We start from the raw sequence: 13,086 nt of genomic DNA on the forward strand, positions 1-13,086 counted from the left end.
TTTCATCAACAATTGGTATACTGTATAAATATACAGTTATTATTGTTGGAGGGATTCATGATTGGCGATTGTTTCAGCCAAACGCAGCATAAGTGGGCATGTGTGCAGTTCATTGCCGAGGTGTCTCTGATAGCTAATTGCAAATCATCAGATCTCAAGCTTGCCCTCTCCATCATTGCTGACCTCGCAAGCAGGGAAAATAACAAAGCTGATGACAAGATTTTTTATGAGGTTCAATGAGCGATGCGAGTAAGTATCACGTTAAAGTAGATTTGATCCGAGAGGCGAGGTTTGTCGAAAAAATCTCAACTATTTTGGGTATTGCTGGTCTAAGGTTAGTAAGCAAACATCTTTACATGCCGAAGGTGGTCTACACATTGTCACTTTGAATGCATGCCAAGCAGCACAAAAAATGTTATGGGAAAATGGGGATTAGTGTTATATTAATGGCTGAAAAAAACAGCCTTGACAATAAATTACAAGTATGGTAAGGCTGTATCCCCTTAACTTCAAATGTAGGAGGCTACCATGAGCATCGCAGCTAAAAATCTGCTTAATCGCTATTGGGATCGCCGACTACCTGTCGATCCGTTTAAACTCGCCGCGGCGTGGGGTGCGAAAGTAGAGCCACTCAGGGATTCGGCGTATAACAACGATGGGTTAAGCGGCCTAGCGGTCATCAAAAGAAGCGTGCCCCGGATTTACTTTGATTCCAGTGAACATGACAACCGTCAACGTTTCACCGTAGCTCATGAGCTCGGTCATCATGTTCTGGGGCATACACAGGATGGAGAATACCATCGCGATAACGTGGGTAACTACTCAACCGGAACCCGTGATTATCGAGAAATAGAAGCAAACCAGTTTGCCGCAGAGCTTTTAATGCCAGAGGATGCCATTCATCAATTAGTATCCCGGGAAGGTGTTAACAGCACTTTGCGTCTGGCAAGTATTTTTAACGTTTCTGAGGCTGCTATGTACTGGCGGCTCAGGGCTCTGGGCATGGCTTACTGATAGCTCTTTAACTTTTTTCAAACCCGTTTAAAATCACCATTACTCTTAAAAATAATGGTGATTTTTTTATGGCAGATATCGACCTTTCTGGTGAGTCCCCGACTCCATCCCCACAAACATCAAATTCCCCAGCTTCTTCGACACCTCGTGGCGATACTGACCCGAATATTTTATTGCGCAGGGACGCCCGTGATGGAATGGAACGCCGGGGGATGCGTCTGGTTCTGTCTGCCGTTGTGCTGTTTTTTGCCGTAGTGTTTCTGTGGCAGGGCTTGCACTTTGCGCTTAAAGTTGGAAATGGCCTGCTTGAGGCGAAAAGTAGCATTGTCTCTGCGTTAACGCAGAAAAGCGAAAAAGATATCTGCGAACCGAAAACCGAGTGTACAGAACCGAAACAGCAGACCACACACCCAACAGTGCCAACCGCGAAAAAAACGGATGCCCCAGCAAAAAAAGCTGATACTCCAATCACTGTGCCAAATTTATCTACGGACTGGCTTTCTGCCAGCTCACTGATTGCAATCGTCGCTTTCATTCTTGGCGTCGGGTTGACGTTGCTTCTGACCCTTCTTAAGTCTGCTTTCCAGCATCCTACAGATAAAAATATTAACGGACAAAAAACGACTGATGCTATTGAGCTGGCTACCCCACTCAGTGAATTAATCATGGGTGCGATTAATTACCTCAGAAACAAATTTTCTAAGTAACCACTCTCCACATGCCAACCAGACCGGCCTCAAGATGGCCGGTTTTTTTATGCCATTTTTCTGCGTATTTTCAGTTTTTTAGCGGTGCATGCATCAGGCGCATGAGTTTGCATACATTTTTTATGTCAAGTTTTGCCAGCCAGCGCTAGTACTGGCGCGGCTAGGGGCTCCTGATGCACCTGCATTAAAAACGCCCCGTTAAGCGCGCAGGCGAGGCGGGGAAAGCACTGCGCGCCAGCGTACTTTTGCGAATTTATTTTCGCAGCCTGAGCGCGTCGCTGTGCCGCGCGGGTTCGCGGGGGTGTCGGTGGATGGTGCGGGGATGTCTGAGGGCGTGGCGGGCTTCTGAGGCGGTCAGGCGTGGGGGTAAGAAAAAGCCGCCCGGAGGCGGCGAAAATCAGTCACTTTCGGTGTCGAGGGTGTAACTTTTGAACCGGATCACCTCCTGACCGGCCCACGCGTTGACCTCGCGCATCCGGTCTTGTAGCGGAATGAGCTCGTTACGGACAAACACTTTTGCCACTTTCTCGATGTCACCGAGCGAACCGACGTTTTCCGGCTTGCCGCCCATCAACTGGAACGGGATGCGGTGCGCGTCGAGCAGGTCGGCGGCGCTGACTTTTTTGATATTGAAGAAATCGTCTTTCGTTGCCACCTCACTGAGCGGCACAATTTTAATGCCGTCCGGTTTTCCATGCGGAGCGTAGAAAAACAGATTTTTGAAGTTCCCAAGTCCCTTTGAGCTGCGCATCGCATCACGCAGCGCCTCAACATCGGTACCACTTTGCGCGGCGTCCGTCACATACATGATGTAGCCCGCGTGTGCGCCGTTCTGGTAATACTTGCGACGGAACAGCGTCGCCGCCTCATTCAGCCAGGCGGAATTGAGCGCGCTGAGATATTCCGGCATGCCGTACAGCTCCTGATTGATGTCAGGCTCCAGCAGGTGAAACACGGAGCCCGGCGCGAACGGGTGCGGCTGGTCGAATGACGGCACCCACCAGTAGATATCCTCCTCAATACCACGCCGCGTGTATTTAGCCGGTGACGCTTCCAGCTTCAGCGGGCGACCGGTGACACTCTTTCGGAGCTCTAAAAACGCGTTGCCAAACACCAGAAAATCAAGCGCGAAGCGGCTGAAGTCCTGTTGTGACAGTAGCGGGTGCGGAATAAACGTTGAGGCCAGAATGTTGCGCTTAACGTAAATTGGCGAGCTGTGATGAACGGCGGCGCGCAGGCTTTTCGCCAGCCCGTTAAAACTGACCGGCGGTTCGAACCAGCGGCCATTATTGACGCATTCCACGTAATCCAGAATATCGCGGCGGTCGAGCACGGCGCTCGGTTCACCAAAGGTAAACGCCTCCATTTTTTGGGGCGCGCTGTCTTTCATGTTGCGCGGGCGCTTTTGTGGCTGTGGCTTGCGGCCTTTGTATTTACTCATCAGTTGAACTCCAGAATGGATGATGTTACCTGGCCGCTGCCAGCGGTCAGCGGTTCGTTTAACAGCGCGTGCATGGTCGCCCAGGCGACGTCCGCGTGACTGGCTTCCTCGGTGCGGCTGGCCTCATAGGTGGCGCTGCGCCCGCTGCTGGTCATGGTCTTACGGATTGCCATAAACGAGGTGGTGATGTCGGTGGCGCTGACGTCATATTCGAGACAGCCACGGCGGATAACGTCTTTTGCTTTCAGCACCATTGCGGTTTTCATTTCCGGTGTGTAGCGGATATCGCGGGCGGCGGGATAAAACGAGCGAACCAGCTGGAAGACGCCAATACCGAGGCCGGTCGCATCGATACCGATGTACCCGACGTTGTATTTTTCGGTGAGCTGGCGGATGGATTCGGCCTGAGTCGCGAAGTCCATGCCTTTCCACTGATGGCGCTCCAGAATGCGAAACTTGCCCCCGGCGACAACCGGCGGTGCGAGCACCACACACCCGGCGCTGTCGCCGCTGTGCGAAGGGTCGTATCCCACCCAGACCGGGCGGGAGCCGAACGGGTTGTCGGCGAACGGCGAAAAGTCCTCCCACTCTTCCAGACTGTCGACCATGCAGCGTTGCAAATCCTCGAACGGGAACACCGACGCCTTGTCGTCAACGAACTCGCACATAAACAGATTGCGGAAGTCGTCGACGCTGTTTTCGCGCTTGAGTTGCTCCAGATTGAACAGCGTACAGCCCCCGGCGAGCGCATCCTCAATGGTGACAATCTGCCGCCACTGACCGTCAGGACACGCCACGCCAGCGGCGAGCGCGTCATGACTGATATCGATGTCAACCCGCTCGCTGGCGCTGGCGCGGCCCCGGTTGAATAATTCCCCCGACCAGAACGGGTAAGCGCCGTGTGCCAGGGTGGAAGGTGTCGAAAAGTAGGTGCTGCGCAGGTGGCTTTGTGAGGCCATGCCCGACGACACTTTGCGCAGTTTCTGGAAGTTGGGGATCCAGAAAATTTCATCGACATACAGGTCGCCGTTATGACTCTGCGCGGTGTTGGAGTTGGTGCCGAGAAAAATCAGTTTTGCGCCGTTGTTGCCGATAACAATCGGGTCGCCGGTCAGCTCAACATCAACCCGGCGGGCAAACTGGATGATGTACTCGCGGAATACATACGCCTGCGTTTTACTCGCCGACAGAAAAATCTGGTTATGGCCGGTTTTCAGCGCGTGCAGCAGCGCCTCGCGGGAAAAGTAGAACGTCGCCCCAATCTGGCGTGATTTCAGGATGTCGCGAATTCGGTGCTCAAGCCCGGCGCGGTGCCAGCGGAGCTGATATTCGAAAGACTCCGCGAAAAAAATCTCTTCCAGTTTTTCGATCGCCTCGTCGCTGAAAAAGTTCTTTGTCGGCTTTTTACGTTCGCCTTTGTTGCGGTTGGCCACGCGGGGATTCAGGTCAGCCTCGTTTCCGGTCTGGCCATAGCGATTAATCCGCGCGAAGCGCTCCATCTGCCGGGCCAGAAAATCGGCGACCTTGAAATCGTGGGGCGTCAGGCTGGGTTTCGCATAAAGCTGGATCAGCCGGGCCTCTAAGGTGCTTTCGACCCGGTTAAGCGGTGCGGTTTCCTCCCAGTGGTCGCGCTGTTTCCAGCTCTGCACCGTCGGGCGTTTGGTCTGCAACATGTCGGCAATCTGCGGCACGGAAAACCCCTGCCAGTACAGCAAAGCCGCCTGGCGTCGCGGGTCGTTTAACAAAGTGGTGTCGGTGGTGATGGTCATGGATGCCTCGCCGTGATTGATACAGGGCAAGGCTAAAGAAACGGGGGATGTGAATCGCTAAGGTGCTGTTGTGTGAGGGATAAACCATCCGCGACTGATGGCGGGAGAGCGGCGAGGTCGGGAAACTAGCCCCGACCCGTTAACCCGATATCAGGACTCCTGACAATGGCAAAAAAAGTTTCAAAATGGTTTCGCATCGGCGTCGAAGGCGATACCTGTGACGGCCGCGTTATCAGCGCGACGGATATTCAGGAAATGGCTGAGACCTTTGACCCCCGCGTCTACGGTTGCCGCATTAACCTCGAACACCTGAAAGGCATCCTGCCGGAAGGTCCGTTCAGCCGTTACGGCGATGTGGTCGAGCTGAAGTCTGAAAAAATTGACGACGATTCGGTACTGAACGGCAAGCTGGCGCTGTTCGCTAAAATCACCCCGACCGATGACCTGATCGCAATGAATAAAAAATTGCAGAAGGTTTACACCTCCATGGAAATCCAGCCGAATTTTGCCAATAGCGGCAAATGCTACCTGGTCGGCCTCGCCGTGACCGATGATCCGGCCAGCCTCGGCACTGAATACCTCGAATTTTGCCGGGGGGCCAAATTTAACCCCCTTAACCGCTTCAAAGCCGCACCGGGCAACCTGATTTCTGTTGCCACCCTCGCCGAGCTGGAATTCGAAGACCTGCCGGAAAATGTGTTCACCGCCCTGAGCGACAAGGTGAAGACGATTTTCAGCCGCAAACAGGCCAGTGATGACGCCCGTTTTCAGGATGTGCATGAAGCCGTGACGACCGTCAGTGAGCATGTGCAGGAAAACCTCACCGCTACCGGGCAACGTCTTGTCGCACTGGAAAATGCCTTTGCGACGCTGAAACAGGACGTCACCACGAAGGCCGACCAGACCCGCCAGGCATTCAGCCAGTTAAAAACATCGCTGGATAACACCGAAAGCACCACGCAGCCCCGCCGCAAGCTCTCCACCGGTGGCGGTGGTGATGAGCTGCTGACTGACTGCTAAACGGTCGTGAATTTATCGCCGGGCGACAGGTTTGCCCGGTCAGACAACCCGATTTAACCCAACAGGAAAGACTATGCGTCAGGAAACCCGTTTTAAATTCAATGGCTATCTGTCCCGCGTTGCCGAGCTGAACGGCATCGACCCGGACGACGTGAGTAAAAAATTCTCCGTCGAGCCGTCCGTCACGCAAACCATGATGAACACCGTGCAGATGTCCTCGGCCTTTTTGCAGAAAATTAATATCGTGCCGGTGGATGAGCTGAAGGGTGAAAAAATTGGCGTCGGCGTCAATGGCACCATCGCCAGCACCACGGACACCAACAGCGGCCAGGAGCGTAAAACTGCCGACTTCGCTGCGCTGGAATCCAAAAAATACGAATGCGACCAGGTCAACTTTGACTTCCATTTCAAATATAAAAAGCTGGATTTGTGGGCGCGCTTCCAGGACTTCCAGCGCCGTATTCGCGATGCCATCATCCAGCGACAGGCGCTTGATTTCATCATGGCCGGGTTCAACGGCGTTGAGCGTGCCGAAACCTCTGACCGCAAAGCCCATCCGATGCTGCAGGATGTCGCCGTGGGCTGGCCGCAGAAATACCGCAATGAAGCGGCGACCCGTGTGATGAGCAAAGTCGTCGACGAGGAAGGGAATGTTGTTTCCGCTGTGATCCGTGTGGGTAAAAACGGCGATTACGTCAGCCTTGATGCACTGGTCATGGATGCCACCGACAACCTGATTGACGAGATTTATCAGGAAGATTCGGAGCTTGTCGCGATTGTGGGTCGTAAGCTGCTGGCCGACAAATACTTCCCCATCGTCAACAAAGACCAGCCCAACAGCGAAGCGCTGGCGGCTGACATCATCATCAGCCAGAAACGCATCGGCAACCTGCCCGCCGTTCGCGTGCCGTATTTCCCGGCGAACGCGATTATGGTGACGCGTCTCGATAACCTGTCCATCTATTTCATGGACGAAAGTCACCACCGCTCCATCATCGAAAACCCGAAACTCGACCAGGTGGAAAACTACGAATCGATGAACATCGATTACGTGGTCGAAACCTACGCTGCCGGGTGCTTCATTGAAAATATCAAGCTGGGCGATTTCTCTGCCGCGCAACCGGAGGGCTAACCGATGACGAGCCCCGCACAGCGTCACATGATGCGGGTCTCGGCCATTGAAACCGCGCAGCGGGAAAATAACCCGCTGCGGCATGCCACTGCCTACGAGCAGATGCTGGTTAAGCTGGCCGCAGACCAACGTACGTTAAAAGCCATCTTTGGTAAAGAGCTGAAAGCCAGGAAAAAGCGCGAGCTGCTGCCGTTCTATCTGCCGTGGATCAGTGGCGTGCTGGAACAGGGTAAAGGCGCGCAGGATGACATCGTGATGACCGTCATGCTGTGGCGTCTCGATGTCGGCGATATCGGCGGCGCGATGGATATTGCCCGCTACGCCTTTAAGTACGGTCTGACCATGCCAGGCAGACACCGCCGCCCGCCACAGTACATGTTTACCGAAGAGGTGGCACTCGCCGCCATGCGTGCCCACGCCGCCGGTGAACCGGTCGTCGTCAGCCAGCTACTCGACACACTGGCGCTGACCGCCGCCGCCGATATGCCTGATGAGGTGCGCGCAAAACTGCACAAAATCACCGGCCAGGTGCTGCGGGACAACAAACAGCCCGCCGATGCGCTGGCCCACCTTAAACGCGCAATGCAGCTCGACTGTCAGGCAGGCGTCAAAAAAGACATTGAACGGCTTGAGCGAGAGCTGAAGCCCAGACCGGCAATGGTCGTTAAAGCCCCGGTAAGCGCGCCGCGCGCCGTGAAAACCACGGCACCGGCTAAACGTGGCCGACCAAAAAAGACCGCCGGTTAACAGAATGCGCCCCGCGCCAGGGCGGCACGCCGGTCGATGAGGGGTTTTTACCCGACCTGAGACCGGCGTCCACCGCCCACCTATTCAGAGGTAGTCATGACGACGCTGATTATTAAAAAGAACGATGAGCCGCAGCCGGGTGGTGTGGTGGTCATCCCGCCGCCTGCCAGTGATGAGCCGGTGATTAAAAACACGTTTTTCTTTCCTGACATCGACCCGAAACGCGTGCGTGAAGGGATGCGCCTTGAACAGACCGTCGCCCCGTCCCGGCTGCGTGAGGCCATCAAAACCGGCATCGCCGAAACCAATGCCGAGCTGTATCTGTGGCGCGAGCAGCAGATTGCCGGGGGGTTTAGCAAGCTGGCCAGTGTGCCGGCGGATGAGCTCGACGGCGAGAGCGTGCGTGTTTTCTACTACCTGCGCGCCGTGACCTCAATGGCGACCGCTACGCTCTACGAGCGTTATCGCGGCGTGGATGCCAGCGCCAGAGGCGATAAAAAGGCCGACAGTATCGACACCACGGTCGACGAGCTGTGGCGGGACATGCGCTGGGCCGTGTCACGCGTCCAGGACAAACCCCGCTGCATCGTGAGCCAAATCTGATGCAGGCCATCGCGCAACAGGGCGACACGCTCGACATGATTTGCGCCCGCTATTACGGGCGTACTGAGGGGGTCTTCGAGTCGGTGCTGGCCGCTAATCCGGGGCTGGCCGAACTCGGCGCTGTGCTGCCACATGGCACGGTGGTCGAGCTGCCCGACGTCCAGTCATCCCCCGTAACTGAAACAATTAATCTGTGGGAGTAAACACATGACGGAAGGTGAAAAAAGCGTCCTGTCCCTCTTTGTTATCGGCGTGCTGATTGTCGTCGGTAAAGTGCTGGCCGGTGGCGAGCCCATCAACGCCCGGCTTTTTATTGGTCGCATGTTGCTGGGCGGCTTTGTCTCGATGGTGGCCGGGGTGGCCCTGGTGCAGTTTCCCGACCTGCCGCCCGCCGCCGTGTGCGGATTTGGCTCCATGCTGGGTATCGCCGGTTATCAGGCGGTGGAAATTGCGATTCAGCGCAGGGTTAAAAAAGGGGAAAACGATGGCGGTCATTAAGACACACCCCAACGTCGCGGCATTCCTCGACATGCTGGCGTTTTCAGAGGGGACGGCGACGCACCCGCTGACCAGAAACAACGGGTACGACGTCATTGTCACCGGTATCGATGGCAAGCCAGAGATTTTTACCGACTATCGCGAACATCCGTTTGCCGGTGGACGCCCGGCGAAGGTCTTTAATCGTCGCGGGGAAAAATCCACGGCATCCGGGCGTTACCAGCAGCTTTACCTGTTCTGGCCGCATTACAAAAAGCAGCTCGCTTTGCCGGATTTCAGCCCGGCATCACAGGACCGGCTCGCCATTCAGCTGATCCGTGAGCGTGGCGCGCTGGAAGATTTGCAGCAGGGGCGCATCGAGCGCGCGATTTCCCGCTGTCGCAATATCTGGGCGTCATTGCCGGGGGCCGGATACGGTCAGCGCGAGCACAGTCCCGACAGGCTGGTCGCCGTGTGGCGCAAGGCCGGAGGCGTATCCGCATGAAAACAGTCATTATCCTGCTGGCGCTGGCCTGTGTGGGGCTGCTGTGGATGCGCCACGATAACAGCAATTTGCGCGCTTCTTTTGAACGCGCGAACCGGGTCGCCGGTACGCAGAAAACCACGATTATTATGCTGAAAAATCAGCTCAACATTGCCGCAGAGCAGTCGCAACGTAAAGAGCTGGCGCAGGTCGCCATGCGGGACAAACTCACTGCGGCTAACCTGCTCGCTTTCCGCCGTGAACAAACCATCACGAGGTTACTTAATGAAAATGACGCGTTTCGCCGCTGGTATCGCGCTGATTTACCTGATGCTGTGCGCCGGTTGCACCAGCGCGCCGCCTGCACCAACGCCGCCGCCGGTGATTGTGTACAACGCCTGCCCGAAGGTCAGCCCCTGCCCGATGCCGGGCAGCGACCCGCTGACTAATGGCGACCTGAGTGCGGATATACGCCAGCTCGAAAACGCCCTCCAGAGCTGTGCCATTCAGGTTGATACGGTGAAACACTGTCAGGATGAAATCGATGCAAAAGCCCAACAGTCTGCGAAAAGCCTTAACTGATGCGGTGCCGGTACTGCGTACCAACCCCGATATGCTGCGCGTCTTTATCGATAACGGGAATAATGCGGCAACGCTGGCGAGTTCCCTGTCGTATGAAAAGCGGTACACGCTTAACATCGTGGTCACGGATTTTACCGACGATATCGACCTGCTGTTTGTGCCGATTATGGCCTGGCTGCGCGTCAATCAGCCGGACATCATGACAACCGACGAGGGCAGAAAAAAAGGATTTGCCTGGTACGCTGACATCAATAACGACAGCAGCCTCGACGTCAGTATCAGCCTGTTGCTGACCGAGCGCACGCTGGTTAAAGAGGCCGACGGCGCGCTGTACGTGGAGAACATCCCGGAGCCGCCACCGCCGGAGCCGGTGACGCGCCCTGTCGAGATGTGGAGTAATGGCGAACTGGTGAGTAAATGGGATGAATGACTTCAAACCCTTTGAGGACAAGCTCGCCGGATTGATAGCGGCCCTTTCCCCCGCCGGGCGGCGTCGGATGACCGTCGACATTGCGAAGAAACTGCGCCAGCGGCAACAGCAGCGCATTAAATCACAAAAAGCGCCGGACGGTTCGCCCTTTGCCCCGCGTAAGCGCCCGCCCGTCAGGGCAAAGCAAGGCCGGATTAAGCGCGAGATGTTTGCGAAGCTGCGCACCAGTCGCTATATGAAAGCGAGCGGTAACGACAGCGCGGCGGTGGTGGAATTTACCGGGAAAGTGCAGCGCATTGCTCGTGCTCACCAATTTGGATTAAAAGATAAACCGACAGTCTATAGCGCAAATGTGCCCTATCCGAAAAGAGTACTGTTAGGATTCAATAATGTTGAAAGATGCCTTGTAGAAGAAATAATTGCTCACCATCTGGTTAAGTGAGCAATTATTTTAAGCCCTTTCCTTTTATGAATTAAAAAAGGTGGCTATCAATCATCGGTTATCGTTTTTCTTATGTTATTGAAAAAACCATTCCTTAGTGAATTATTTTTATAACCCATCACCCTAAAGAATCTATCTTCAATATCTTCTGATTTAAGGTTGACAATGCCTATTTGAATTGCATATAAAATAATGGCGTCCCGTGATAAGCCAGTTCTCATAAGTAAGTCCATGAACATTTTTGATGAGTTACCGATTCTTTTATATAGTAGTTTTCTATTGCTAATTAATAATTCATCAAGCTGCTTGATTGTTTTAATGTTGAGTAATGTTAATCCATCAAGCAACTTTTTCTTGTCCACGCTTTCTGATGTTCCGGTAACATTGATTTTGTATAGCTCGGAGAAATCAGATGCTATTTCATCTATCACTTTGCTTTTGTTAATATATTCCTTTAGAAATACAGCATCTAATAAGGCGTCATCACCACCTTGTTCAATTTTCTTGGCTGCATCTTTTTGTCTGGCTGAGATGGCCTTTTTGATTTTAATAAACTCATCATCAGCAAGTTCCAATAATCCTGCGAGTCGGGAGAAGTATCTTCTTATTTCATTAGGCAAGCCAGACGCAGTTTTATAACCGAGGTCATGTTCAATTTCAGCCCATGCATGCTGCAGGATTGATCTTATCTGTATCTCGGCTTTAATGCTCTTATATGGAACGTACTCCCGGAGGCATGTTCTATTTTCATTCAGGCTTACAATGTAATGAAGTGATAAATAACCAAATCTGTCAGGCTCTAAACTTGTTCTTTTGTCTATAGAGTTTTCGGTGTCAACTATAAACTCTTGCTCAAGAAGCTTTGCTACTTTGTCAACGTCATCAGAGTAATAAGTGATGATTCTAATTCCTACGATATCTGTTATTTCTGATATATCTTCATATTTATCTTTGTCAATTATTTTTTTCTCAAGGCTGTTTCTGTCTTTTATGCGATAGTCTAGGGAATGAACAGATGCTCCTGTATCTAAGATAAGAGTCTTGAGAAGGGATGTTAAAGAGAGTGCATATGATTCATATTTATTTTTTTGTTCGTCATAGGCTGAGAGTATGTCGTTCATATTGCATACCTTAAGAATTTTTTTTTATTTTCATATGATTTTAGTCCGGAGCGCAAGCTGTATGTTGTGCTGTATCTAGCAAAACATTCGCAGATTGCCCCCGGAACACGCCGACGGCATCCTTTCTCCTATGAATACTCTCGCATCTATCCAGGAACTCGCCCGGGCGATACGCAACATGATCCGCACCGGCATCGTCGTCGAAACTGACCTCGTCGCCGGACGCTGTCGCGTTCAGACCGGTGGCATTTATACCGACTGGCTCCAGTGGTTAACCCACCGTGCCGGGCGCTCACGCACCTGGTGGGCTCCCTCCGTTGGTGAGCAGGTGATGATTCTGGCTGTGGGCGGTGAACTCGATACCGCTTTTGTGCTGCCCGGCATTTATTCCGATGACAACCCCGCGCCGTCGGCCTCGGCGGATGCCTGGCACGTTGAGTTTCCCGACGGCGCCGTCATGAGTTATGAGCCGGAAACCGGCGCGCTGACCGTCACCGGCATTGAAACTGCCGATGTGACCGCTTCCGGTTCGGTTGCCGTCAGCGTGCCGGTGGTGCTGGTCAAAGCCTCCACCCGCGTCACCCTCGATACCCCGGAGGTGGTCTGCACCAATAAGCTGACGACCGGCACGCTGGAGGTGAAGCAAGGTGGCAGGATGTCCGGTGATATCGAGCACAGCGGCGGCGCTTTCACCTCAAACGGTGTTCAGGTGGATAAACACGGTCACGGCGGCATCAGACGCGGCGATGAATGGACGGAGGGGACCCAATGACCGCCCGTTACCTCGGTATGAACCGCGCGACCGGCGAGCGTATTGCAGACGTGGACCATATCAGCCAGAGCATCGGGGATATTCTGAGCACGCCCGTTGGTTCCCGCGTCATGCGTCGTGAATATGGTTCGCTGTTGTCACAGATGACTGACCAGCCCCAGACCCCGGCGCTTGAGCTGCAAATTATGGCGGCGTGCTACATGGCGATCCTCAAATGGGAGCCGCGTGTCAGGCTGACCGGTATCACTACCGCGCGGCAGTTTAACGGGCAGATGGTTGTCGACGTGACCGGACAAATTACCGATACCGGCGAGAGCCTTTCCTTAACCATTCCTGTGAGTTGAA

General features: G+C 53.9%; 19 protein-coding genes. 16 read left to right on the forward strand and 3 right to left on the reverse strand.

Features of this window, described 5'->3' with window-relative positions; genetic code table 11:
• The first annotated feature begins 57 nt into the window (after nucleotides 1–57).
• From CWM53_RS31790 to CWM53_RS01085, 3 genes are all read left to right on the forward strand, one after another.
• A complete protein-coding gene (locus tag CWM53_RS31790) occupies nucleotides 58–240 on the forward strand; it encodes a hypothetical protein (protein WP_100730352.1) in 183 nt (60 codons plus the stop codon).
• A 288-nt stretch (nucleotides 241–528) separates the two neighbouring features.
• Complete coding sequence (locus tag CWM53_RS01080) at nucleotides 529–1,014, forward strand: ImmA/IrrE family metallo-endopeptidase (protein WP_100730353.1); 486 nt, start codon at nucleotides 529–531, stop codon at nucleotides 1,012–1,014.
• A 68-nt stretch (nucleotides 1,015–1,082) separates the two neighbouring features.
• Complete coding sequence (locus CWM53_RS01085; RefSeq protein ID WP_227521683.1) at nucleotides 1,083–1,721, forward strand: hypothetical protein; 639 nt, start codon at nucleotides 1,083–1,085, stop codon at nucleotides 1,719–1,721.
• A gap of 397 nt (nucleotides 1,722–2,118) precedes the next feature.
• Here CWM53_RS01085 and CWM53_RS01090 read toward each other — a convergent pair whose 3' ends face one another.
• Both CWM53_RS01090 and CWM53_RS01095 read right to left on the reverse strand, forming a co-directional pair.
• Nucleotides 2,119–3,162: a phage portal protein gene (locus CWM53_RS01090; RefSeq protein ID WP_100730355.1), complete on the reverse strand. Its 1,044-nt coding sequence runs from the start codon at nucleotides 3,160–3,162 to the stop codon at nucleotides 2,119–2,121.
• Nucleotides 3,162–4,931 (reverse strand): terminase ATPase subunit family protein, encoded by a 1,770-nt coding sequence (locus CWM53_RS01095; RefSeq protein ID WP_100730356.1) that lies wholly within the window; start codon nucleotides 4,929–4,931, stop codon nucleotides 3,162–3,164. Before CWM53_RS01095 ends, CWM53_RS01090 begins: the two co-directional genes overlap by 1 nt.
• A 165-nt stretch (nucleotides 4,932–5,096) precedes the next feature.
• Here CWM53_RS01095 and CWM53_RS01100 point away from each other — a divergent pair, with 165 nt between their 5' ends.
• The 11 genes from CWM53_RS01100 to CWM53_RS01145 all read left to right on the forward strand — a co-directional run bounded on the left by CWM53_RS01100 (nucleotide 5,097) and on the right by CWM53_RS01145 (nucleotide 10,848).
• Nucleotides 5,097–5,951, forward strand: coding sequence for a GPO family capsid scaffolding protein (locus tag CWM53_RS01100; RefSeq protein ID WP_094909437.1), 855 nt, complete (start codon nucleotides 5,097–5,099; stop codon nucleotides 5,949–5,951).
• Between the two features lie 73 nt (nucleotides 5,952–6,024).
• A complete protein-coding gene (locus tag CWM53_RS01105) occupies nucleotides 6,025–7,083 on the forward strand; it encodes a phage major capsid protein, P2 family (protein ID WP_100730357.1) in 1,059 nt (352 codons plus the stop codon).
• A 3-nt stretch (nucleotides 7,084–7,086) separates the two neighbouring features.
• A complete protein-coding gene (locus CWM53_RS01110; protein WP_100730358.1) occupies nucleotides 7,087–7,830 on the forward strand; it encodes a terminase endonuclease subunit in 744 nt (247 codons plus the stop codon).
• A 96-nt stretch (nucleotides 7,831–7,926) separates the two neighbouring features.
• Complete coding sequence (locus CWM53_RS01115) at nucleotides 7,927–8,433, forward strand: head completion/stabilization protein (RefSeq protein WP_100730359.1); 507 nt, start codon at nucleotides 7,927–7,929, stop codon at nucleotides 8,431–8,433.
• Nucleotides 8,433–8,636 (forward strand): tail protein X, encoded by a 204-nt coding sequence (locus CWM53_RS01120; protein ID WP_004175163.1) that lies wholly within the window; start codon nucleotides 8,433–8,435, stop codon nucleotides 8,634–8,636. Before CWM53_RS01115 ends, CWM53_RS01120 begins: the two co-directional genes overlap by 1 nt.
• Before the next feature lie 4 nt (nucleotides 8,637–8,640).
• On the forward strand, nucleotides 8,641–8,931 hold the full coding sequence (locus CWM53_RS01125; protein WP_100730360.1) for a phage holin family protein: 291 nt from the start codon (nucleotides 8,641–8,643) through the stop codon (nucleotides 8,929–8,931).
• A complete protein-coding gene (locus CWM53_RS01130) occupies nucleotides 8,918–9,415 on the forward strand; it encodes a glycoside hydrolase family protein (RefSeq protein ID WP_100730361.1) in 498 nt (165 codons plus the stop codon). Before CWM53_RS01125 ends, CWM53_RS01130 begins: the two co-directional genes overlap by 14 nt.
• Complete coding sequence (gene lysB, locus CWM53_RS01135; protein ID WP_100730362.1) at nucleotides 9,412–9,843, forward strand: Rz-like lysis system protein LysB; 432 nt, start codon at nucleotides 9,412–9,414, stop codon at nucleotides 9,841–9,843. The genes CWM53_RS01130 and lysB overlap by 4 nt, the downstream gene beginning before the upstream one ends.
• The gene (gene lysC / locus CWM53_RS31795; protein WP_133123802.1) at nucleotides 9,725–9,976 is read left to right on the forward strand and encodes an Rz1-like lysis system protein LysC; all 252 of its coding nucleotides are present in this window, start codon (nucleotides 9,725–9,727) and stop codon (nucleotides 9,974–9,976) included. The genes lysB and lysC overlap by 119 nt, the downstream gene beginning before the upstream one ends.
• Entirely contained in the window at nucleotides 9,939–10,406 is a 468-nt protein-coding gene (locus tag CWM53_RS01140) for a phage tail protein (RefSeq protein ID WP_100730363.1), read from the forward strand. The genes lysC and CWM53_RS01140 overlap by 38 nt, the downstream gene beginning before the upstream one ends.
• Entirely contained in the window at nucleotides 10,399–10,848 is a 450-nt protein-coding gene (locus tag CWM53_RS01145) for a phage virion morphogenesis protein (protein ID WP_100730364.1), read from the forward strand. The genes CWM53_RS01140 and CWM53_RS01145 overlap by 8 nt, the downstream gene beginning before the upstream one ends.
• Nucleotides 10,849–10,895: 47 nt before the next feature.
• Here CWM53_RS01145 and CWM53_RS01150 read toward each other — a convergent pair whose 3' ends face one another.
• Nucleotides 10,896–11,969 (reverse strand): GTP pyrophosphokinase family protein, encoded by a 1,074-nt coding sequence (locus CWM53_RS01150; RefSeq protein WP_100730365.1) that lies wholly within the window; start codon nucleotides 11,967–11,969, stop codon nucleotides 10,896–10,898.
• 178 nt (nucleotides 11,970–12,147) lie between these two features.
• Here CWM53_RS01150 and CWM53_RS01155 point away from each other — a divergent pair, with 178 nt between their 5' ends.
• Together CWM53_RS01155 and CWM53_RS01160 are read left to right on the forward strand one after the other, a co-directional pair.
• A complete protein-coding gene (locus tag CWM53_RS01155; protein ID WP_413773685.1) occupies nucleotides 12,148–12,741 on the forward strand; it encodes a phage baseplate assembly protein V in 594 nt (197 codons plus the stop codon).
• Complete coding sequence (locus CWM53_RS01160) at nucleotides 12,738–13,085, forward strand: GPW/gp25 family protein (RefSeq protein ID WP_100730367.1); 348 nt, start codon at nucleotides 12,738–12,740, stop codon at nucleotides 13,083–13,085. Before CWM53_RS01155 ends, CWM53_RS01160 begins: the two co-directional genes overlap by 4 nt.
• The last annotated feature ends 1 nt before the right edge of the window (nucleotide 13,086 follow it).

It is taken from the genome of Klebsiella sp. A-Nf5, assembly GCF_002810545.1.
Lineage (GTDB): Bacteria > Pseudomonadota > Gammaproteobacteria > Enterobacterales > Enterobacteriaceae > Klebsiella > Klebsiella variicola.